Below are 21,449 nucleotides of genomic sequence, written 5' to 3' on the forward strand. Positions count from 1 at the left end.
CCGAATCGTCTCAGGACCGTGGATGCGTTGCTCACTCGTTTCACGCTACTCCGGTTCGAACGCCGTTCCCGCCCGTGCAGGCGGCACGTTAGGCTGGACGCGACATGCTCGAACTCGATCTCTCCGCCGACATCCAGGCCCTGCGACTCACCTACGGTGACATCCGCGAGGTCATCGATGTCGAGACCCTCCGCTCCGACATCGCGCGCCTCAGCGAGGAAGCCGGCGTGCCGGACCTCTGGGACGACCCCGAACGCGCACAGAAGGTGACCAGCGCGCTGAGCCACCGGCAGTCCGCGCTCGCCAGGGTCGAGGGCATCGGCCGTCGACTCGACGACCTCGAGGTTCTGGTCGGCCTCGCGAACGAGATGGGCGACGAGGAGTCGGCTGTCGAGGCTCGTGTCGAGCTGAACGCGCTCACCGAGATCATCAACCAGCTCGAGGTCCAGACGCTCATGGACGGCGAGTACGACGAGCGTTCAGCCATCATCACCATCCGCTCGGGTGCCGGCGGCGACGACGCCACCGACTTCGCCGAGATGCTCATGCGCATGTACCTGCGCTGGGCCGAGCGCCACAAGTACCCCGTCAAGGTGCTCGACACCTCATACGCCGAGGGTGCCGGCATCAAGTCGGCCACGTTCGAGATCGATGCGCCCTACGCGTTCGGCACGGTGTCGGTCGAGGCCGGAACGCATCGCCTCGCCCGCATCAGCCCGTTCGGCTCTGCTGACAAGCGCCAGACGTCGTTCGCCGCGGTCGAGGTCATTCCTCTGATGGAGGAGGCGACCGAGGTCGAGATCCCCGAGAGCGACATCCGCGTCGATGTCTTCCGCTCGTCGGGCCCCGGTGGACAGTCGGTCAACACGACTGACTCCGCCGTGCGCTTGACCCACCTCCCGACCGGCATCGTCGTGTCGATGCAGAACGAGAAGTCGCAGATCCAGAACCGCGCGGCGGCCATGCGCGTGCTGCAGACCCGGCTCCTGCTCCTCCAGAAGGAGGAGGAGGCCGCGAAGAAGAAGGAACTCGCCGGTAACATCACGGCGAGCTGGGGCGATCAGATGCGCTCGTACTTCCTCTACGGTCAGCAGCTCGTGAAGGATCTCCGCACCGGACACGAGTCGGGCAACCCTGCCGCCGTCTTCGATGGCGATCTCGACGGGTTCATCTCGGCCGGCATCCGCTGGCGCAAGCGCAAAGACGAGGACTGAGCGAACCCTCGGCTCTCAGCGGGCTGCGCCTTCGAGCGTGCCCGTGACCTCGTCGTAGCTGATCACGATGCACTGAATGGCTCGATCGTGCAGGCGATTCCACGACGCCTCGGTCGGGACGAACCAGTAGTTGTCGAACTCCGAGTCGGCGTAGGGGATGCCGACGAACTCCTCGAAGGCGGCATCACACCTGTCGGTCGCCAGAGTCTGCAACCCGTCGTCCCCGGGGTAGTCGCCCTCTGGTGCGTCGAAGATGAAGTAGACCTCGTCGGTGTGCGGCTGGTCGCAGGGGACGACCGGCAGCTCGTAGACCTCTTCCTCCCACTCGACCAGGGGAAGGCAGTGCCCGACCACCAGCTCGTTGACGGGAACGTTCTCGGCGCCCTCAACAACCGGTGACTCCTCGCCGCTCGCGCCGGCATCGCCTGGCCCTGAGTCCTGAGACGGTTGCGGGCTCGCACTGGGTGTCGACGCGATCGAAGACTGACTGGTGGCTCCGAGCGACAGGAGCAGCACGGCGACCGCAATGATGCTCCCCAGCACAGCGACAACCAGACCCACGGCGCCCGGCCACTTCGCACCGCGGAGGAAGAGGGAGATCAGCGAGAGCACGAGGCCGACCCCGAGCAGGACCCAACCTGCCGCCGCGATCGGCGGTACGCAGGAGAGCACCACTCCGAGCACGGCCACGCCGAGTCCGATGATGCCGAGAACGGGCACCTTCTTCTTCGGCGGAACGGGTGCGTATGACTCGTGCTGCGCCGGCGGGAAGAGGGCCGGAGACGTACCGGGCGCCGACGTATAGCCGACCTGGGATGCGCTCGCGGCGGGGCCGAGATTCGGGCCGTTCGGATTCGACGATTGCCAGGCGTAGGGCGGTTCGAAGATCGGTTCACCGGCGACGGCGGCGACAGGTTCCTCATGGGGCTGCTGCCCGGCCGCGTCAGACGGCATCGCCGTCGAGGATGCCTCGGTGGCGACGGTGTGCTGCGTCCAGGCCACACCGTCCCACCAGCGCTGACGGCCGGACCCGTCGTCGTACCAACCAGCCGGGATCGTCATGATCGCCGTTCCGCTCCTGGTCTCAGCCGGCTGACGGGACGACGGTGATGCGTGCGATGTCACGTCCGGCCTCGTCTGTGACGACGAAGACGTACGACTCGCTCTGGGCGATGTCGAAGGTTATAGGGCCGCTGACCGTCTGCCCCGGCTCGAGGAGCTCGTTCGGTGCACCCGTGACGTAGAAGTCGATCTGGCCCTCGGTTCCGTCTGCCGTCTCCAGCGAGGTGAACAGCGGGTTCGCGGCCGTCGTGCCCTCGACACCGGTCCATGTCGTCTCGAGGGTCACATAGCCGCCGTTGGTCGAGGGGATGTCCGAGCCATCACTGGTCGCCCAGCTCGCAGCCGTCACAGTGATCTCTCCGCTGCCGCCCAGAAGATTGAGCGTGACGATGTCGCCGATCGTGCCCTCCTCGACCTGCAGGGAGTCCGTGCCGTCATCGATCGTGCCGTCATCGGTGCCGGTGTCCGAATCGCTCGACGGGGGTGCCGTCGGCAGATCGCGGACGGCTTCGGACACCGTCGCGAACACGATGACGAAGAACATGACGACGGCGATGATCGCGCCGACGACCGAGAGGATGAGGCCTGAGATTCCCGGCCACTTCTTGCCCTTGAGGAACAGCGAGATGAGCGAGACGATGAAGCCCACGCCGAGCAGCAGCCAGCCGAGCCAGAAGATCACGGGGATGCAGGACAGGATCGTGCCGAGCGCCGCGAGCCCGAGTCCGACGAGACCGAGGATCGAGGGACCCGACGGTGCTGCGGGAGCCGTCGCTCCGTACGCGGCCGGGTAGCCCGTGGGGGCACCGTACTGCCGACCTGCGGGCGCGTAGGCGGCGTTGCCCGGGTAGCTCGGCGCTGCCGCCCCGGGATACCCGGGTGCCACAGGGTACTCCTGGGGCTGCACAGGAGCAGCAGCTCCGGGGTAGGAGGGTGCACCCCCGGCATACGGCGGCACGGTGTCGTCGGGCGGCGTCGCGCCTCCCGGAGCGGTGAACTCAGGTTCCGACGCGTTGCCGGGCGCTTCCGCGGGAGTCTCCAAGGGCGACGAGGATTCGGGCTGGGGATCTGCGACCGCGTCGGCGGGCGCCGCGACCGGGGCCTGTGCGTCGGCATCCGAGTCGGACGGCGCGGGGGTGTTCCACGACTGGCTCTCGACGGCAGCGACCGACTCGATCGACGCGGCGGTCTCGGCGTCGGCCGCGGACTCCGGGAACCCGGCGTGGTCTGCGCTCTCCGCGGACTCGGAACCGATGCTCGTCGCCTGGTTTTCGGCAGCACCACCGGCGTGCTCGTCTGCCGCGGACTCCGCAGACTCGACGATGGGCGCGAAATGCTCGGTCCACTGGGTGCCGTCCCACCAGCGCTGGCGTCCGGATCCGTCGTCGTACCAGCCTGCAGGCGTCGTCATGGTTCCCCCTCGGAGTCTCGTCCACGCGGCGGCATGGATCGGCACCTCCATGTATAGCAGTGCCGTGCGACACTCAGGGGGGCCGCGCGGGGTGTCGCTCGCGGGCAGACGAACGGGCGCGCTTAGGCTCGAACCGCCATGATTCGGTTCGAGAACGTCACGAAACGCTATCGCGGGACCTCACGGCCCGCTCTGTCCGATGTCGACTTCGAAGTGCAGCGGGGGGAGTTCGTCTTCCTCGTCGGCGCTTCAGGGTCGGGCAAGTCTTCCTGTCTGCGGCTCATCCTCCGCGAAGACGTGCCGACGACCGGACGTGTCGCCGTGCTGGGGCGTGATCTGCGCTCGCTCGCCAACCGCAAGGTGCCCTATTTCCGACGCCACATCGGATCCGTGTTCCAGGACTTCCGACTGCTGCCGTCGAAGACCGTCTACCAGAACGTCGCCTTCACTCTGCAGGTGACGGGCTCATCGCGCGGTTTCATCCAGCAGGCCGTCCCCGAGGCGCTCGCGCTGGTCGGGCTCGACGGCAAGCAGAAGCGGATGCCGCACGAGCTCTCCGGCGGAGAGCAGCAGCGCGTCGCGATCGCTCGTGCGCTCGTCAACCGCCCCCAGGTGCTGCTCGCCGACGAGCCGACCGGAAACCTCGACCCGGCGACGTCGGTCGACATCATGCAGCTTCTCGCGAGGATCAACGCGGGCGGCACGACCGTGCTCATGGCGACTCATGAGGCGGGCTTCGTCGACCAGATGCAGCGCAGAGTGATCGAGCTCCGCGATGGCGTGATGGTGCGAGACGAGGTGCACGGTGGCTACGGCGACACGTCGAACATCCCTCGCCTGGTCCCCGAGGAGGTGCGCGGCGCTGCAGCTGCGGCCGCCCTCACCGCGGTGCAGGAGGTGCAGCGCCAGACCGCCGATCTCTCCCTCGTTCGCGCGGCGCTCGCTGAGGAGCTCACTGCTCAGCGCAAGGCCGCCGGAGCATCCGCGGATGCCGTGCCGACCGCTTCCGAGACACCGGAGGCGCAGGCAGCCCCGATCGAGCCGCCGATCATCGAGGAACAGCCGACCACGGTCCAGGTTCCTGGCGCGCCTCGGACGCATCCCATCGTGATGCCGCAGGTCGACGTCGCGGAGCTCGGCGTGGCCGATCGCCTCGGCCTGTCCGATGACGGCTCCGAAGAAGTGGGGCCGACATCATGAGAATCGGACTCATCCTCACCGAGGCACTCGGGGGCCTTCGACGAAACATCTCGATGGTCATCTCGGTCGTGCTCGTCACCTTCGTTTCGCTGACGTTCGTCGGCGCCGCGATCCTCATGCAGGCGCAGATCGGCACCATGCGCGGCTACTGGACCGAGCGGGCCCAGGTCGCCGTGTACATGTGCTCGGACATCTCGGAGCAGGACACCTGTGTCGACGGGGGCGCTTCGGAGGAGCAGGTGAACGCCGTGCGAGCACAGCTCGAGGGCGAGGCGCTCGCTCCTCTGATCAGCGAGGTCAGCTTCGACTCCAAGGAAGACACCTACGCCAAGCTCGTCGAACAGCTCGGCGAGGATCAGGCGAGCGTGATCACCCCTGAACAGGCGTTCGAGGTCTTCTTCGTCACGATGAAGGACCCCGGCCAGTCCCAGGTGATCTCCGAGGCGTTCAACGGCGTCGCCGGAGTGGAGCAGGTGCAGGACCAGCTGCAGTACCTCGAGCCGCTCTTCTCGGCGTTGACGGTCGCGACCTACATCGCGGTCGGTATCGCCACGCTGATGCTGATCGCCGCGATCCTGCTGATCGGCACGACCATCAGGCTCTCCGCCTACGCCAGGCGCAAGGAGATCGGGATCATGCGTCTGGTGGGCGCCTCCAACCGCTTCATCCAGACGCCGTTCGTGCTGGAGGGCGTGTTCGCGGCGTTCCTCGGCTCGGCGCTCGCGAGCGCGGCAGTCGTCGCCGGAGTGCATTTCGGCGTCGACGGCTACCTGCGAGGACGCGTGCCGTTCATCACGACGTGGGTGACGATGCAGGATGCTGTCGTCGTCGTCCCGGTGCTGATCGGCATCGGCGTCGTGCTGGCCGCACTCTCGGCGGGCTTCGCGATCCGGCGCTGGCTTCGCACCTGACCGGCTCGCCGGTATAGACTGACAGGCTGTCGTGCGCCCGACCAGGGCTCTGGAACCACTGCACGACGCGGATCAGGAGAGAATCATGCCCAGGGAACGCGGGGAGAAGGTCATCGCGACCAATCGTCGCGCACGTCACGACTACAACATCGAGAAGTCGTACGAGGCGGGGATGGTGCTCACCGGCACCGAGGTCAAGTCGCTGCGCCAGGGGCGGGCGAACCTGAGCGACGGATATGCGTTCGTCAAAGGGAACGAGGTCTTCCTCGATTCCGTGCATATTCCGGAGTACTCGCAGGGGCACTGGACCAACCATTCCGCGAAGCGCGTCCGCAAGCTGCTGCTGCACCGCGAGGAGATCGCGAAGCTGCAGCATGCCGTGTCCGCGGGTGGGTACACGCTGATCCCGCTGAAGCTGTACTTCTCCGACGGTCGCGCCAAGGTCGAGATCGCCCTCGCGAAGGGCAAGAAGGAATACGACAAGCGTCAGACACTGCGCGAGCGTCAGGACACCCGCGAGGCCGATCGCGCCATGCGGCTGCGCAATCGCGTCGGAGAGTGATCAGCGCGCGGGCGTGAAGCCGAACACACGCCCGAGGAAGGCGAGCTCCCTTTCGAGAGCGTCGACGATGGTCTCGCTCGCACGGAAGCCGTGGCCTTCACCGGGGTAGAGCACGTACTCGTGCTCGACGCCCCGTTGCGCCAGCGCATCGCGGATCGCCTCGGACTGCGACGGCGGCACCACGCGATCGTCCGCGCCCTGCATGAGCAGCACCGGCACGTCGATCCGATCGACGTGCGTGAGGGGCGAGCGGTCGATGTAGACGGCCTCCGCGTCGGGCAGCGGACCCACCAGCCCCTCGATGTAGTGAGCTTCGAAGTCGTGCGAGTGCTCGCTCAGCATCCGCAGGTCGGCCACGCCGTATCTGCTGATGCCCGCGGCGAACGTCCCGCCTCGCACCAGGGACGAGAGCACCGTCCAGCCGCCAGCGGAGCCTCCCCGGATCGCGATGCGGTCGGGGTCGGCGAGCCCGGCGTCGGCGAGCCCGCGCGCCGCGGCGATGACATCGTCGACGTCGACCACACCCCATCCGCCATCGAGTCGTTCTCGGTATGCGCGTCCGTAGCCCGTCGATCCGCCGTAGTTGACGTCGAGCACGCCGATGCCGCGGCTCGTCCAGAAGGCGATGGCCGCTGATGCGGCGCCCGTGACGTGGGCGGTCGGGCCTCCGTGCACGAGCACGATGTACGGAGGGAGCTCGTCGTCCGCGGCTGCCGTCGAAGGATTCACCGGCTCATAGACGAAGGCGTGGACAGGCCCGTGCGCGCCGTCGACCAGGATCTCGGATGCCGGGGGCATCCACGAGGGATCCGACGGCGTCGCTCCCGCGACCACCTCGATCTCGCCGGAGTCGACGTCTACGCACCAGACACCGGGGGCTGTCGACGAGCTGTTGCCGGAGAGCAGCACCCGGGAGCCCGCGACATCGTCGACGCTGACATGGCCGTCGGCGGGGACGGGGATGAGGCGGGCGCTGCCGTCCCGTTCCATGACGACCACCTCGTCGCGTCCGTTCGTGCGGACCGCGACGATGCGGCCGTCGGCGAGCGGTCGGTACCAGTGGTTGCCGAGCACCCACAGCCCGTATCCCGTGTCGGCGTCCGCGTCGTCGATCTGCTCTGCAGGGCTGACCGCTCGGAGCCCCTCGACGCGCTGTCGGTGCAGTGCCCAGCGACCCGAGAGGTCATCCGAGTACAGGATCTCGTCGTCGTCAGTCCACTCCGGCTGGAGGGCGGCCCGTGTGGGCAGCTCCGTGCGCCGGGTGCCGTCGGAGAGCACCAGAGACGCGCGCTGCCACGGCATGCGTTCGCCCGACCACTCGACCCATGCGGTGCGAGTCCCGTCCGGAGAGAGCGCGGGATGCGCGTAGAACGACTCGCCCTGCACGATCACCGTCACCAGCGCCGGCACATCGGCGGCTGATCCGTCCGTCGGGATCTCGACGATCCCACGCTGGTGAGGGTCGACCGAGAGGTCCTCCCGCACGGCGAACAGTCGACCGTTCTGCAGGCGCAGGCCGCCGTGCGCCGGCCCTGCAGGGGTGAGCGGCACCGGGTCGTCCCCGCGCCGCATTCGATGCACGCGCTGATCCTTGGCGTCGACGAAGAACAGCGTGCCCTCGGCATCCGCCGTCCACGACCCGCCGCCGTACTCGTGCACCCGCGACCGCGCGCTCCAGGGGGCGGGAAGGATCTCGGCGCCGCTGGAGCTGCGAACGGTCAGGCGCCCGCCCTCGGAAGGCACCGACTCGCCCCACCAGATGTCATCACCCACGAAGGCGGCGCCGTCGATCCTCGGAGACGACGCGGCGATCCGCTCGGGAGTGAACGGGGAGGGCCAGGTACCGAACGGCGACGACATGATTCGAGCCTATGGTGCGCCGGCGCACGGCGTCACACGGGGTGTGGTCGAGAGGGAGGGCCCCAGATCTCGGAGAGCGAGCGGTTGACGAGCCCCGCGCGGCAGAGTCAGACGGAGCGCAGCACCGCGACGATCTTCCCGAGAACGACAGCCTCGTCGCCGAGGATCGGCTCGAACGCGGAGTTCCGGGGGAGCAGCCACGTGTGGCCGTCGCGTCGCCGGAGCACCTTGACGGTGGCCTCGCCGTCGAGCATGGCGGCGACGATCTCGCCGTTCTCGGCGCTGCTCTGGGAACGGACGACGACCCAGTCGCCGTCGCAGATCGCGGCGTCGATCATCGACTCGCCCGACACCTTGAGCATGAACAGGTCGCCCTTGCCGACGAGCTGACGGGGGAGGGGGAAGATCTCTTCGACCTGCTGGTCGGCCGTGATCGGAACGCCGGCGGCGATGCGCCCGACGAGGGGAACCAGCGCGGCGTCTCCGACGGGCGTCGCCACGTCGGCGGGGTTCTCGCCGCTCGTGCCGGGGAGGTCGATGAGAACCTCCATCGCGCGGGTCTTGCCCGGATCGCGACGCAGGTAGCCGCTGAGCTCGAGCTGACCTAGCTGGTGGGTCACGCTGGACAGCGACTTGAGCCCGACGGCGTCGCCGATCTCACGCATGCTCGGCGGGTAGCCGTAGTGACTGATCGACGTCTGGATGACCTCGAGGATCGCCATCTGCTTGGGGCTCAGGCTCTTGCGGCGACGAGTGCGCGGGGCATCGGCCTCGGGGGCGGAGTTGTCGCTCATGGTGCTCCTCAGGTGTGCGATCCGGCGTCTCAGTTCGAATGTCGGAGGCCCGTGGTGGGGTGTTCCTATCGAAACCGTATCCGAGAAACGCGCCGATGTGGAAGATCTGTTCGAGCGTGTCGGCCGATTCTCGCACTTCTGTTTCGAAGAACGCTTGACAGATATTCGAATTCGAAGATACCTTCGGTACGTAGCTTCGCATCCACGGCTCCCGGCCGAGGCGCGGATGCGAACGCTACGCCAACTTCACCGCCCACGCGGTAGATGCAGAGGAGCACGACATGAGCACCATCACCTTCAGCAGTGCAGCAGTCCTTCCGGCTCGTCCGGCGACGCGGCTCCGGCTGACGGCGCGTGGTCGACGCGTCGTGCTCGCCGTCGCGGCGGTGCCCCTCGCTGCCGGGATCGCGTTCGCAGCGCTCAGCGGTGGCAGTGCGATGGCCTCGGGGGAGCAGACGACCACGGCGTCGTTCGCGACCGTAACCGTGATGCCCGGCGACACGCTCTGGTCGATCGCCGAGGGCATCGCGCCCGGGGCCGACCCGCGTGAGGTGATCGGTGACATCACGCGCCTGAACCTCCTCCGTGGCGGGGAGCTGCAGATCGGTCAGGAACTCGCGATTCCGACGCAGTACTCGGAGTGAGCCTCGCCTTCACTGGTCGACCCAGTGAAGAGAGCTTTCGTCTTCATACTCGGTCGTCACGGGCATCCGTGAGGCGAACGCGGCCTACCATGGGAAGGGTGACTGCATCACTTGACGACCTGCCGCTTCGCGACGACCTCCGAGGGCTCACGCCGTACGGAGCACCTCAAGCGCCGCTTCCGATCGCGCTGAACGTCAACGAGAACACGCATCCGGTTCCGGATGCCGTGGCCAGCGACATCCTCGACGACATCGCGGTCGCGCTCCGAGACGTCAACCGTTACCCGGATCGCGAGTTCACCACTCTGCGCGAGGGCTTCGCCGAGTACCTCGGCCACGGCCTCGACGCCGGCCAGATCTGGGCGGGCAATGGTTCGAACGAGGTGCTTCAGCACATCCTCCAGGCTTTCGGTGGGCCGGGCCGCACGGCGTTCAGCTTCAGCCCGACCTACTCGATGTATCCGCTGATCTCGAAGGGGACCGGAGCCCGGTGGGTCGCAGGCGCCAGGCAGCCCGATTACACGATCACTCCGGAAGAGGCGGCAGCGCAGGTCAGGGATGTCGACCCTGACGTCATCCTCCTGTGCTCGCCGAACAATCCGACGGGCACTCCGCTCGGTCTCGACGTGGTCGAGGCGGTCTACGAGGCATCGACGGGAGTCGTGGTCGTAGACGAGGCATACCAGGAGTTCGCGCCACGAGACGCGGCATCCGCCCTCAGCCTGCTCGAAGGACGACCGCGGCTCGCGGTGTCACGCACCATGAGCAAGGCGTTCGCGTTCGCGGGTGCGCGCGTGGGCTATCTTGCGGCGGATCCCGCGTTCATCGACGCCCTGAGGCTCGTGCGTCTGCCGTACCACCTCAGCGCTCTCACTCAGGCGGCGGCCGTGGCCGCGCTGCGGAACTCCGACGTGATGCTGGGCATGGTCGAGGAGATCGTCGAGCAGCGCGACCGCATCTCCGCGACGCTCGAGGCCCTCGGCTACACGCCTCACGAGTCGTGGTCGAACTTCGTGCTGTTCGGCGGTGTCTCAGAACCTGCAAAGGTCTGGCAGCAGCTCTACGATCAGGGCGTCCTCATCCGCGACGTCGGAATCCCCGGTCACCTGCGTGTCACCGCGGGCACCGAGGCCGAGACCACCGCATTCCTCGATGCTCTCGCCTCGATAGGATCGGCTTCATGAGCACCCCCGCCCAGACCCCGCGTACCGCAACACGTGTGCGCAGCACGTCCGAGTCCACTGTCGAGCTCGAGCTGAACCTCGACGGCACCGGTGCAAGCCGCATCGACACGTCGGTGCCGTTCTTCGATCACATGCTGACTGCGTTCGCGAAGCACTCGCTCACCGACCTCACCGTGCGAGCCTCCGGCGACACGCAGATCGACGCGCACCACACAGTCGAGGACGTCTCGATCGTCCTCGGTCAGGCCATCCGCGAGGCGCTCGGAGACAAGTCGGGGATCTCCCGCTACGGCGATGCGCTCGTGCCGCTCGATGAGGCTCTCGCCCAGGCGGTCGTCGACATCTCGGGTCGCCCCTACCTCGTGCACACGGGGGAGCCTGCGGGCTTCGAACACCACCTCATCGGAGGCCACTTCACCGGGTCTCTGGTGCGCCATTCCTTCGAGGCGATCACCTTCAACGCGGGGCTGACAGTGCACGTGCGCGTGTTCGGAGGCCGCGACCCCCACCACATCGCCGAAGCCGAGTACAAGGCGTTCGCGCGGGCATTCCGTCAGGCCAAAGCGCTCGACCCGCTGGTCGACGGCATCCCCTCGACGAAGGGTGCGCTGTGAGCTCGGCACCCAGGGTCGCCGTCTTCGACTACGAGTCGGGCAACGTCCACTCAGCGGTGAAGGCTCTCGTCGCAGCGGGCGCTGACGCGGTGCTCACGCGCGATCGCAAGGAGGCGCTCGAGGCAGACGGCCTCGTGGTGCCCGGTGTCGGTGCCTTCCAGGCCGTCCGAGACGCGCTCTACGCGCACGGAGGCGACGAGATCATCGACCGTCGTCTCGCCGGTGGACGCCCTGTGCTCGGCATTTGCGTCGGCATGCAGGTTCTCTTCGCGCACGGCGTCGAACGCGGCCACGATTCCGAGGGCCTCGGCGAGTGGCCGGGAGCGGTCACCGAACTCAACGCGCCCGTACTGCCGCACATGGGGTGGAATACCGTCGAGCCGGGCACCGACTCGGTGCTGTTCAAGGGTATCGAGAACGAGCGCTTCTACTTCGTGCACTCCTACGCCGCGCAGTCGTGGGAGCTCGACGTCATTCCGCCGTTCCCGCAGCCGGTGCTCACATGGTCGACCTACGGAGACCCGTTCCTCGCCGCTGTCGAGAACGGACCGCTCTCAGCGACCCAGTTCCACCCGGAGAAGTCGGGAGAGGCCGGAATCCAGCTGCTCCGCAACTGGGTCGACAGCCTGCGAGCCTGACGGACGAAGCTGTTCAGAACCCGCGTGCGACGGCCGCTGCGGCGGAGAGCCAGGATCGCTGCGTCGGCGCTGCGAGTGCACGGAGACGAAGGTGGCCGTCGACCATCTCGCGGTCGAAGGGGATGCCGACGACCTCGCGCGCGAGGGGCTGGTAGCCCGCGATCACGTCTGTCACTTCTGCGGGCGATGCCTTCGGATCCGCCTGGCTGACGACGACCACCGACTCTCGCGCGAGGCGGGCTGAGCGCTCATCGCGGTCCTCGAGAGCCTCCAGCAGCAGAGCTCCGGCTTCGGCATGGTCGTCGCGCGTCGTCGTCGCGACGACGATCTGGTCGGCGAGGTCGATCATCCGCAACCACATGGGATCGGACTCGTCGTTACCGGAGTCGATGATGATCAGGCGATAGAACTTGGCCGCGATCGCGTGGATGGAGTCGACATCGGCGGGCCGGAATCTGTTCTCGTGCGCGAGCCGGACGGGCTTCGACCGCAGGACATCGTATTTCTCCTGGGGCTGGTGATGCACGAAGTGCGCAAGGTCCGCCGACTGCCCCTGGGCTCCCAGCAGGCGCTGAGTCTGCGGAAGCAGCTCGAGCAGCGTGCGGTCGTGCGCCCCGGTCTCGGTGCGCCAGCCGAGCGTGCCGCGGGTCTGGTTGTTGTCCCAGGCCAGAACTCCGGCCCCGCCGTACTGGGCGAAGACCGCTGACAGCAGCACGGTGGCGGGTGTCTTGCCCGCCCCGCCCTTGCCGTTGACGACCGCGACGGTGCGCGGCCCAGGCCAGTGACGACTCACCGCATGCTCGTCGTCGCGGACGGCTCGTTCACGGGCGTTGGGTCCGAGGGAGAATCCGACGCGATTGAGCAGTCCACGCCCGCCCTGACGTGCGGGTTCTTCCCGCCGCTCCTCCTGCAGGAACGAGCGGCGTCCCACGCCCTGCTCGCGCTGCTGGCGACGCGATGACGCCGAGGACGCAGACTCAGCGGCGGCCGCGTTCGGGGCCGCCGGAGCAGTGCTGGTCGACTGCGGCAGCGGTGGGGCGGGCGGCACGCCGGGAGTCTGGTTCTGCGGCACGACGTTCGTCGGCGCAGGCGTCGGCGGGATGTTCGGGGTCGAAGTCGGGGCCGAAGTTCTCGCCGCGGGCTGGGCTTCAGCGATGTGAGCGACTGGGGCCTGCGGCTCCGACCACGCTGCGGGAGGGGGGCCCGGATTCGACGGCGTCGCCGGGGCTGCGGGGGCTGCGGGCGGCCGGGAGATCGGGCTCGAGGGACTGACCGCTCGAGGAGTGTCGGTCGGCGGAGTCGCGGCGGATGCTGCCGCCCACGCTGCCGCCGCTGCCGCGCGCGTCCCTGGCACGGGCGGGCTCGGCGGTGTGTCACCGGTCAGCGGCCATTGCCCTGCGTCGACGGGGAGCTCGTCCGGTGCGACCGGCGGCTGTCCGCCGTCATCCGGAGTCTCGGGAGGCAGCGCATTGCCGCGCCGCAGGGGTCCGCCTCCTCGCGCTTCCGCATCGCGAACCATGCAACATCTCCTCACAGACCGAACAGGGGCGTCATCGAGGCTACCGCGTGGCACACGGTGTTCTCTGCTGTCATCGTTTTGGAGCGGGCGGATACGCGGGCTAGTGTCGATTCTCGTGCCGGTGAATCGGCTATCCATCTCACCTGAGGACGTCATGAACGACTTCGCGCAGTCTCCTTCTCTCACTCTGCTCCCCGCCGTCGATGTCGCCGGGGGCAAGGCAGTCCGTCTCACCCAGGGTGAGGCTGGCACCGAGACCAGTTACGGCGACCCGCTCGACGCCGCGGGGGAGTGGGTCGCGCAGGGCGCGAAGTGGATTCACCTCGTCGACCTCGATGCAGCCTTCGGTCGCGGCAGCAATGCCCCGATCCTGCGCAAGGTCATCAAGCAGTTCAAGCACGTCAACGTGGAGCTGTCGGGCGGCATCCGTGACGACGCGACGCTCGAGGCGGCGCTCGAGAGCGGCGCGAGCCGCATCAACCTCGGCACGGCCGCGCTCGAGAACCCCGAGTGGGCGGCTGACGTGATCGGCCGCTTCGGCGAGGCGATCGCCGTGGGACTCGACGTCCGTGGTACCACGCTCGCCGCGCGCGGCTGGACCAAGGAGGGCGGCGACCTCTGGGAGGTTCTCGAACGCCTCGAGGATGCCGGCTGCAGCCGCTACGTCGTGACCGATGTCACGAAGGACGGAACACTCAAGGGTCCGAACCTCGAGCTGCTCCGCGAGGTCGCATCGCGCACTCCCAAGCCTGTCGTGGCATCGGGCGGCATCTCGAATCTCGATGACATCGCCGCGCTGCGCGAACTGGTTCCGCTCGGGGTCGAGGGTGCCATCGTCGGCAAGGCGCTCTACGCCGGAGCGTTCACGCTGGCTGAGGCACTGGATGTCGCAGGGGACTGACGACGCCTGCGGTCATGGCCCACAGGGTCATGGCTCGCACGACCACGCCTCCTCGAACCAGGCTCTGCCGAACCACGGCGACTCCGCAGGGGTGCCCTGGGAGGGACGCAGCTTCGAGTCGAATCCGCACGCGGCCGACGATGGCTCCGCCGACCCTGCGCTTCTCGATGCCGTTCTGCGCTTCCGTGCGGGGGAGGGCGCTCAGTCCGAGGTGGTGGATGCCTTCCGCACGGCGCGGGTGCTGATCCCGCTCGTCGCCGAGAAGGGCGAGGAGGGCGTGGCCCCCAGCGGTCTCGCGGTCGACAAGACGCAGGAGCTCTCCATCGTCACGGTGGCCGCTCCAGATGGTCGTCGCGTGCAGCCCGTGTTCTCCTCGGTCGAGGCGATGCAGCACTGGGACGCCACGGCTCGACCGATTCCGGTCGAAGCCACCCGGGCTGCACTCGCGGCCTCTGCCGACGACACCGACCTCATCGTGCTCGATCCGACGTCCGACACGGAGTTCGTCCTCCGTCGTCCGGCAGTCTGGGCGATCGCGCAGGGGCACGGCTGGGAGCCGAGCTTCCTGTCGCCCGAGGTGTTCGGCGCGCTGCAGGCGAGCGTCGCGCACGAGCTCGCGGTGATAGACGTGTCCGTTGCAGCGGGAGACCCTGACGCGCGTCTGCGGGGCCCCGAGCTGATCGTGATCCTCGAGCTGGTCGACGGCCTCGAACGCGAGGTGCTCGACGCCGTGCTCGCGCGCCTCGCTCAGCGCTGGGCGTCGGATGACCGCATCGCCGTGCTCGTCGACTCGCTCACGGTGAAGCTGCGCCGCTCGGCCTGACCGGCGCGGCGATGTCGCCGGCCGGCCAGTCGGAGCAGGGTGGTTCGGCTAGTTGACCGGCCCGGTCCACTTCTCGCCCGGACCCTTGCCGATCGGGTCGGGGATGCTCGATGCCTCACGGAACGCGAGCTGCAACGAGCGCAGCCCGTCGCGCAGCGAGCGTGCGTGCATGTCGCTGATCTCCGGTGCGCCGGCGGTGATCAGACCTGCCAGGGAGTTGATCAGCTTGCGAGCCTCGTCGAGATCGAGCTGCTCTGCCGCCTGCGGGTCGTCGGCGAGACCGAGCTTCACCGCTGCCGCGCTCATGAGGTGCACGGCCGCAGTCGTGATGACCTCGACCGCCGGGACGTCTGCGATGTCCCGAGTGGCGGAAGATGCCGCCTCCTCCTGCCGTGCCCAGCGCTCTTCGCGCTCGCGTGCAGCCTCATCCGATGCCTGGTTCGTCACTTCGCCTTGCCTTCTGTTAGACTGTGTCGGGCTCCGGAGCGTCATGCTCCGGTACGAAAGAGGATTCACTTCCCACCCGCGCTTGCCGTTCCAGGCTACCGGGTCTTGCACTCCACCGGATCGCGTCGTCAGACTCATCCGGCAGGCAGGGTGCGGAGCCGGCGTCTGAATGCCGGTGGGTGGGGGACGATTCTGATTTCGCCCGGGATGCTGACTGCGTCCTGGTGGCTGAATCCCATCGTCTAAGGAGTTACGCATCAGCGATCCCCGCACCAATGAGCGCATCCGCGTCCCCGAGGTCCGCCTCGTCGGCCCCGCGGGTGAGCAGATCGGCGTCGTCCGCATCGAGGCGGCGCTGCGCCTTGCGCAGGAAGCCGACCTCGACCTCGTCGAGGTCGCACCGAACTCGAAGCCGCCCGTGGTCAAGATCATGGACTACGGCAAGTTCAAGTACGAAGCTGCCCAGAAGGAGAAGGAGGCTCGCCGAAACCAGGCGAACACCATTCTCAAGGAGGTCCGCTTCCGTTTGAAGATTGAGGCGCACGACTACACGACCAAGCTCAAGCGCGCCGAGGGCTTCCTCAAGGCGGGTGACAAGGTCAAGGCGATGATCCTGTTCCGCGGTCGCGAGCAGTCGCGTCCCGAGCAGGGCGTGCGACTTCTCCGCAAGTTCGCCGAGGATGTCGCCGAGCTCGGAACCGTCGAGTCGAACCCGACCATCGACGGTCGCAACATGGTCATGATCGTGGCTCCGCTCAAGAGCAAGTCCGAAGCCAAGCAGGAGCAGAATGCGGTTCGCGACGCCCAGCGCGCAGCGAACAAGCAGGCCGCCCGCGAAGCCAAGAATGACACTGACGCACCGGCCGAGGCCGCAGCGGAGTAACTCCCGCCCCCAGACTCCCGCACCGCGGGTTGACACCGTCGCCTGAGAAGGCGCCATACGAAGGAAGAGAAGATGCCGAAGCAGAAGACCCACTCGGGTGCTAAGAAGCGCTTCAAGATCACCGGCAGCGGCAAGCTGAAGAAGCAGCAGGCCGGTATGCGCCACAACCTCGAGCACAAGTCGAGCCGGCGTACCCGTCGTCTGAACCAGGACCAGGTGCTCTCGAAGGCTGACACCAAGACGGCCAAGAAGCTTCTCGGCCGCTGACGCGCCCGACGCACGAATAGGAACACAGGAAAATGGCAAGAGTCAAGCGGGCGGTAAACGCCCACAAGAAGCGTCGGGTCATCCTCGAGCGCGCAAAGGGTTACCGCGGTCAGCGTTCGCGCCTGTACCGCAAGGCCAAAGAGCAGGTCATCCACTCGCTCGTCTACTCGTACCGTGACCGTCGCAAGCGCAAGGGCGACTTCCGCCGTCTCTGGATCCAGCGCATCAACGCCGCTGCACGCCAGAACGGCATCACGTACAACCGCTTCATCCAGGGCCTCGGTCTCGCGGGTGTCACTGTCGACCGTCGTATGCTCGCCGACCTCGCGGTCAACGATGCAGCGACCTTCACGACGCTGGTCGAGACGGCGAAGAAGGCTCTGCCCTCTGACGTCAACGCTCCGAAGTCCGCTGCGTAAGCAGCTCTTCACCACAGAGGACGCTCTCCTTCGGGAGGGCGTCCTCTGTCGTTCGTCCGACGTTTGCGCAGGAACAGCTCTGCCGTTCTCTAGACTGTGAACGTGCTGGAGAACCCCCGTTCGCCCCGAGTCCGTGCCGTCGCCAAGCTGACCAAGCGCAGCGCGCGAGCAGAGACAGGGCTCTACCTCCTCGAAGGACCTCAGGCGGTTCGAGAGGCATTGACCTACAGCCCCGAGGCGATCGTCGAGCTGTTCGCGACGCCGAGCGGCTGGGAGAAGCATCCGGACATCCGCGCGAAGGCATCGGATGCCGGCATCGACGTCGAGCACGTGACCGAGTATGTGCTGAACGCGATGGCCGACACGGTCACGCCTCAGGGACTGGTCGCGGTCGTCCGGCAGGCACCCACCTCGGTGCGCGACATCTTCGCGGGCTCTCCGCGTCTCGTGGCGATCTGCGAGGAGATCAGGGACCCGGGAAACCTCGGCACGATCATCAGAGCGGCCGACGCGGCGGGGGCGGATGCGGTCGTGCTCACCGGACGCACGGTCGACCCGTACAACCCCAAGGTCGTGCGTGCCACGACCGGGTCTCTGTTCCACCTGCCTGTGTCGGTGGGAGCCGAGCTCTCTGATGTCGTCGAGAAAGCACACGCGGCTGGTCTGCGGATCCTCGCGGCGGACGTGAAGGGCGAGGATCTTCTTCGCGCACGCGCCGACGGAGTCCTCGCGGAGCCGACGGCCTGGCTGTTCGGCAACGAGGCGCGCGGGCTCGAGGAGGAAGCGCTCGCCCAGGCCGACCAGGTGCTGAAGCTGCCGATCTTCGGTCGGGCCGAGTCGTTGAACCTGGCCACAGCGGCGAGCGTCTGCCTCTATGAGAGCGCCTTCGCGCAGCGGGCGGCATCCTCGGCCTGATCGCGGTCGGCCAGGCGGTCTCTCGCCCTGCTGGTAGGTTTATCCCAGCTCGAGCGGAGAAGGGGATCCAGGGTCGATGCAGATTCTGATCGTGGAGGACGACGAGCGCGTCGCCGCCGCACTCGAGGCATTCCTCGCGCGATCCGGATACGCGACCGTGCGCGCGGCAGACGGCGCGTCCGCCCTGCAGATGCTGGGTGCGGACACCGAGGTGGTACTCCTCGATCTCGGTCTGCCCGATGTCGACGGGATCGATCTCTGCCGCCGGATCCGGGGTCGCTCCGAGGTGCCGATCATCATCGTGACAGCGCGCAACCAGGTCACCGAGCGCATCAGAGGGCTGCGAGCCGGAGCCGATGACTTCGTCGTCAAGCCGTACGACGTGCACGAGCTTCTGGCTCGCATCGAGGCCGTCACCCGACGTTCACGGCCGGTGCGGCCGGAGTCCGAGGCTCGTGTGCGGCTGCAGGACGGCGACGTGGAGATCGACCTCGTCGCTCGGCACGTACTCATCGAACGGGCTCCGATCGAGCTCACTCGCAAGGAGTTCGACATCGTGGCGGTGCTCGCGCGATACCCCGGAGTGGCCGTTCCGAAGGAGCGCCTCATCCGCGAGGTCTGGAACACGGACTGGCGGGGGTTCGGACACTCTCTCGAGGTGCATGTCGGCGCGATCCGCAAGAAGGTGGGCCAGCGTCATCTGATCGAGACCGTCCGCGGTGTCGGCTACCGGCTGGCCGGGTAGTCGTCGATGCGCAGGCGTCTGGTCGTCGTATTCCTCGTGCCACTCGTCGCGATCCTCCTGTCGCTGGGCGGCGCGACGGCCTGGAGCGCGACCCGCAGCATCCAGCAGGCGTTCTACACCGAGCAGCTCGGTGACCTCGGGTACTTCGTGACGAGTGCGCGACAGGCGCTCCGATCGGGGAGCGCGACGGTCATCGATGCCGAGGTCCAGCGCTTCCACCAGGTGTACGGAATCGACGTCGTCGTGTTCGATCTCACCGGCGGCGTGTGGGCATCGGGAGATGACGCGACCGAGGTGCTGCCTGACGACGATGCCGCACGAGTCGCCCTCGCGCTCTCGGGGCGGCGGGCTGAAGCTCCTGAGCCGGTCTTCCCGTGGATCGCGGCAGAATCCTCCCTCGTCGAGCCGGTCTTCGACGACGGCGACGTCATCGGCGCTGTCATGCTCTCCGCAGACGTCGAGGCGCCGAGGACGGAGATCCTGCGTCAGATCCTCGTGCTGACGGCCGTCTCGACGGTGTCGATCGGGCTGGGGGTGCTGCTCGTGTTCCAGCTCGCCCGGTGGGTGCTCTCTCCGGTGCGTCGTCTCGATGAGGCGATGGTCGCCATCGAGCGAGGCGAGATGGACGCCAGGGTCGCGGAGGACACCGGCCCACCCGAGCTGCGCCGGATGACCCGCGTCTTCAACGGCATGGCGGATGAGATCGAGCGCGTCATGACACGGCAGCAGGAATTCGCGCTGAACGCCTCGCACGAACTCCGCAACCCCCTCAATGCTCTGCTTCTGCGCGTCGAGCACCTCTCGACCGGCCTCGACGACGACTGGAAGGACGACGTCGAGGAGACGAGGGAGGAGGGGCGCCGCATGGCTCGCATACTCGAGACGCTCCTCGGGCTCGCTCGAGGCGGGCGCTCCGACACCACGATCTCGGTCGTCGACCTCACGACGCTCGCCGCCAGACGCGCCGATGCCTGGAGCGAGGTGGCATCTCAGCGGGGGATCACGACGCTCTCGACCGGAGCCGACCCGGTGATGAGCGTCACCGACCGCACGATCGTCGAGAGCGCGCTCGACGCGGTCATCGACAACGCGGTCAAGTTCTCTCCTGCCGGCGCGGTCGTCGAGATAGGAGCGCACCGCAGCGAGGGGCTGTGCGTGCTGACGGTGCGCGATCACGGCCCGGGGCTGACACGCGAGCAGGCCGAGAACGCCGCCGACCGATTCTGGCGCAGCGACGACAGCGGCGGGGTGCCCGGATCCGGTCTCGGCCTCGCGATCGCGACCGACCTCCTGGAGACGATCGGCGGGGAGCTGAGAGTCGACACACCGGAGGACGGCGGGCTGCTGGTCTCGCTGCTGCTGCCTGACGGAGCTGCGGGATGATCGGGCGGGGCGGGCGCCACCTAGTCTGGCGCAGGATCGCAGCGGTGGCGGCGGTGCTCGTGGTCGCGGGCGCGGGCAGTGCATGCAGCACTCGATCGACCGATTGGGAGGACTCTCGCTACGCGATCGCCGGAGGCGGATCGAATGGGGTGTACTACGCCTACGGTGCGGAGGTCGCTCGCGAGCTGTCGGAGGCGCTGGGCGTCCGTGCGGCGGTCGCCGAGACCGCCGGGTCGGTCGACAACCTTCTGCGGGTGAGTTCGGGCGAGGCTCTGCTGGGCTTCGCTCAGGGAGATGCCGCGGCCGACGCGGTCGCGGGGGCAGGGGCATTCGACGAGCCGCTGCCGGTCCAGGCCGTCGCCCGGCTGTACGACGAGTACCTTCACGTGGTCGTGCGCGCCGACTCCGACATCGTCGAGCTCGGCGATCTCGCGGGCAGGACCGTGTCGCTCGGCGCGGAGAACTCGGGCGTCAACGTCATCGCCGCACGAGCTCTGGATGCCGCTGAGGTCGACATCGCGTCGATCACGGATCCGCAACTCGACCTCAGCGAGTCGATCAGCGCGCTCGAGCGGTCGGGAATCGACGGATTCTTCTGGGTGGGCGGCATCCCGACGCCCGGCATCGCCGAGTTGGCGACGACGACGCCCGTGCGGCTGGTGCCCGTGGAGCAGACCTGGGTCGCCGCGATCAACGCGCGCTACTCCGACGCCTACCGCCCATCAGACTTCCCGGTCGGGCTCTACGGACTCGAGGAGTCGGCGCCGACGATGGCGGTGCCGAACTATCTGGTCACCTCGTCCGACACTCCGGACGGCGTCGTGCGAGACGTCCTCACCAGCCTCTTCGACGCGCGCACCGAGATCGCGCAGCGGGTACCGGTCGCTTCTCTGCTCGACCGAAGACAGGCGATCTTCACGGGGCCGGTCGACCTGCATCCTGGCGCGATCGAGTACTACCGAGAGCAGCGCGACTGAGGCCTCAAGAAATCCTCAAGAAGTCTCATGCCGGCATGCCGCTCTGCCAATGTGGTGGTCGATCGCACTCGATTCG

23 protein-coding genes are annotated in these 21,449 nt (G+C 67.8%); 17 read left to right on the forward strand and 6 right to left on the reverse strand.

The window, feature by feature from the left end; all coding sequences use genetic code 11:
• The first annotated feature begins 104 nt into the window (after positions 1–104).
• Positions 105–1,214 (forward strand): peptide chain release factor 2, encoded by a 1,110-nt coding sequence (gene prfB, locus ACLKOY_RS17580; RefSeq protein ID WP_140037528.1) that lies wholly within the window; start codon positions 105–107, stop codon positions 1,212–1,214.
• A gap of 15 nt (positions 1,215–1,229) precedes the next feature.
• On the opposite strand, the gene ACLKOY_RS17585 is transcribed toward prfB, so the two are convergent.
• Positions 1,230–2,276 (reverse strand): DUF2510 domain-containing protein, encoded by a 1,047-nt coding sequence (locus ACLKOY_RS17585; protein WP_436454754.1) that lies wholly within the window; start codon positions 2,274–2,276, stop codon positions 1,230–1,232.
• A 22-nt stretch (positions 2,277–2,298) separates the two neighbouring features.
• On the reverse strand, positions 2,299–3,687 hold the full coding sequence (locus tag ACLKOY_RS17590; protein ID WP_436454755.1) for a DUF2510 domain-containing protein: 1,389 nt from the start codon (positions 3,685–3,687) through the stop codon (positions 2,299–2,301).
• Positions 3,688–3,825: 138 nt separating this feature from the next.
• Between ACLKOY_RS17590 and ftsE the strand changes: the two genes are divergently transcribed.
• The 3 genes from ftsE (at position 3,826) to smpB (ending at position 6,360) form a co-directional block, all read left to right on the forward strand.
• Positions 3,826–4,887: a cell division ATP-binding protein FtsE gene (gene ftsE / locus ACLKOY_RS17595; RefSeq protein ID WP_436454756.1), complete on the forward strand. Its 1,062-nt coding sequence runs from the start codon at positions 3,826–3,828 to the stop codon at positions 4,885–4,887.
• Positions 4,884–5,798, forward strand: a complete 915-nt coding sequence (gene ftsX / locus ACLKOY_RS17600) for a permease-like cell division protein FtsX (protein ID WP_140037525.1) — start codon at positions 4,884–4,886, stop codon at positions 5,796–5,798. The genes ftsE and ftsX overlap by 4 nt, the downstream gene beginning before the upstream one ends.
• An 85-nt stretch (positions 5,799–5,883) precedes the next feature.
• Positions 5,884–6,360 carry an SsrA-binding protein SmpB gene (gene smpB, locus ACLKOY_RS17605; RefSeq protein ID WP_042536531.1) on the forward strand — a complete coding sequence of 159 codons (477 nt, stop codon included), beginning with the start codon at positions 5,884–5,886 and terminating at the stop codon, positions 6,358–6,360.
• Here the strand turns inward: smpB and ACLKOY_RS17610 are convergent, their stop codons facing one another.
• Both ACLKOY_RS17610 and lexA read right to left on the reverse strand, forming a co-directional pair.
• Positions 6,361–8,220 (reverse strand): prolyl oligopeptidase family serine peptidase, encoded by a 1,860-nt coding sequence (locus tag ACLKOY_RS17610; RefSeq protein WP_436454757.1) that lies wholly within the window; start codon positions 8,218–8,220, stop codon positions 6,361–6,363.
• Positions 8,221–8,327: 107 nt separating this feature from the next.
• Positions 8,328–9,014 carry a transcriptional repressor LexA gene (gene lexA / locus ACLKOY_RS17615; RefSeq protein WP_140037523.1) on the reverse strand — a complete coding sequence of 229 codons (687 nt, stop codon included), beginning with the start codon at positions 9,012–9,014 and terminating at the stop codon, positions 8,328–8,330.
• Between the two features lie 281 nt (positions 9,015–9,295).
• Here lexA and ACLKOY_RS17620 point away from each other — a divergent pair, with 281 nt between their 5' ends.
• The 4 genes from ACLKOY_RS17620 (at position 9,296) to hisH (ending at position 12,094) form a co-directional block, all read left to right on the forward strand.
• Entirely contained in the window at positions 9,296–9,658 is a 363-nt protein-coding gene (locus ACLKOY_RS17620) for a LysM peptidoglycan-binding domain-containing protein (RefSeq protein ID WP_363575909.1), read from the forward strand.
• Between the two features lie 89 nt (positions 9,659–9,747).
• Positions 9,748–10,842, forward strand: coding sequence for a histidinol-phosphate transaminase (locus tag ACLKOY_RS17625; protein ID WP_363575907.1), 1,095 nt, complete (start codon positions 9,748–9,750; stop codon positions 10,840–10,842).
• A complete protein-coding gene (gene hisB / locus ACLKOY_RS17630) occupies positions 10,839–11,456 on the forward strand; it encodes an imidazoleglycerol-phosphate dehydratase HisB (RefSeq protein WP_436454758.1) in 618 nt (205 codons plus the stop codon). The genes ACLKOY_RS17625 and hisB overlap by 4 nt, the downstream gene beginning before the upstream one ends.
• Positions 11,453–12,094: an imidazole glycerol phosphate synthase subunit HisH gene (gene hisH, locus ACLKOY_RS17635; RefSeq protein ID WP_140037519.1), complete on the forward strand. Its 642-nt coding sequence runs from the start codon at positions 11,453–11,455 to the stop codon at positions 12,092–12,094. The genes hisB and hisH overlap by 4 nt, the downstream gene beginning before the upstream one ends.
• 13 nt (positions 12,095–12,107) lie before the next feature.
• Here the strand turns inward: hisH and ACLKOY_RS17640 are convergent, their stop codons facing one another.
• Complete coding sequence (locus ACLKOY_RS17640) at positions 12,108–13,613, reverse strand: MinD/ParA family ATP-binding protein (protein ID WP_436454759.1); 1,506 nt, start codon at positions 13,611–13,613, stop codon at positions 12,108–12,110.
• 154 nt (positions 13,614–13,767) lie between these two features.
• On the opposite strand from ACLKOY_RS17640, the gene priA reads away from it, so the two are divergent.
• Both priA and ACLKOY_RS17650 read left to right on the forward strand, forming a co-directional pair.
• The gene (priA, locus tag ACLKOY_RS17645) at positions 13,768–14,514 is read left to right on the forward strand and encodes a bifunctional 1-(5-phosphoribosyl)-5-((5-phosphoribosylamino)methylideneamino)imidazole-4-carboxamide isomerase/phosphoribosylanthranilate isomerase PriA (protein ID WP_140037517.1); all 747 of its coding nucleotides are present in this window, start codon (positions 13,768–13,770) and stop codon (positions 14,512–14,514) included.
• Positions 14,498–15,337, forward strand: a complete 840-nt coding sequence (locus ACLKOY_RS17650; protein WP_436454760.1) for an SseB family protein — start codon at positions 14,498–14,500, stop codon at positions 15,335–15,337. Before priA ends, ACLKOY_RS17650 begins: the two co-directional genes overlap by 17 nt.
• Before the next feature lie 48 nt (positions 15,338–15,385).
• On the opposite strand, the gene ACLKOY_RS17655 is transcribed toward ACLKOY_RS17650, so the two are convergent.
• Positions 15,386–15,784, reverse strand: a complete 399-nt coding sequence (locus ACLKOY_RS17655; protein ID WP_140037515.1) for a DUF1844 domain-containing protein — start codon at positions 15,782–15,784, stop codon at positions 15,386–15,388.
• A gap of 232 nt (positions 15,785–16,016) precedes the next feature.
• Here ACLKOY_RS17655 and infC point away from each other — a divergent pair, with 232 nt between their 5' ends.
• From infC to ACLKOY_RS17690, 7 genes are all read left to right on the forward strand, one after another.
• Entirely contained in the window at positions 16,017–16,667 is a 651-nt protein-coding gene (gene infC, locus ACLKOY_RS17660; protein WP_363576027.1) for a translation initiation factor IF-3, read from the forward strand.
• 72 nt (positions 16,668–16,739) lie between these two features.
• The gene (gene rpmI, locus ACLKOY_RS17665) at positions 16,740–16,934 is read left to right on the forward strand and encodes a 50S ribosomal protein L35 (RefSeq protein ID WP_036278714.1); all 195 of its coding nucleotides are present in this window, start codon (positions 16,740–16,742) and stop codon (positions 16,932–16,934) included.
• 32 nt (positions 16,935–16,966) lie between these two features.
• A complete protein-coding gene (gene rplT, locus ACLKOY_RS17670) occupies positions 16,967–17,353 on the forward strand; it encodes a 50S ribosomal protein L20 (protein ID WP_029262486.1) in 387 nt (128 codons plus the stop codon).
• Positions 17,354–17,455: 102 nt separating this feature from the next.
• Positions 17,456–18,268 carry a TrmH family RNA methyltransferase gene (locus ACLKOY_RS17675; RefSeq protein ID WP_436454761.1) on the forward strand — a complete coding sequence of 271 codons (813 nt, stop codon included), beginning with the start codon at positions 17,456–17,458 and terminating at the stop codon, positions 18,266–18,268.
• A gap of 76 nt (positions 18,269–18,344) precedes the next feature.
• Positions 18,345–19,013: a response regulator transcription factor gene (locus tag ACLKOY_RS17680; protein WP_436454762.1), complete on the forward strand. Its 669-nt coding sequence runs from the start codon at positions 18,345–18,347 to the stop codon at positions 19,011–19,013.
• Between the two features lie 6 nt (positions 19,014–19,019).
• Positions 19,020–20,396, forward strand: coding sequence for an ATP-binding protein (locus ACLKOY_RS17685; RefSeq protein WP_436454763.1), 1,377 nt, complete (start codon positions 19,020–19,022; stop codon positions 20,394–20,396).
• A 44-nt stretch (positions 20,397–20,440) separates the two neighbouring features.
• Complete coding sequence (locus tag ACLKOY_RS17690; protein WP_436454764.1) at positions 20,441–21,373, forward strand: TAXI family TRAP transporter solute-binding subunit; 933 nt, start codon at positions 20,441–20,443, stop codon at positions 21,371–21,373.
• Positions 21,374–21,449: the final 76 nt, after the last annotated feature.

The organism is Microbacterium sp. K2, from assembly GCF_051365005.1.
In the GTDB taxonomy this organism is placed as follows: Bacteria; Actinomycetota; Actinomycetes; order Actinomycetales; family Microbacteriaceae; genus Microbacterium; species Microbacterium foliorum_B.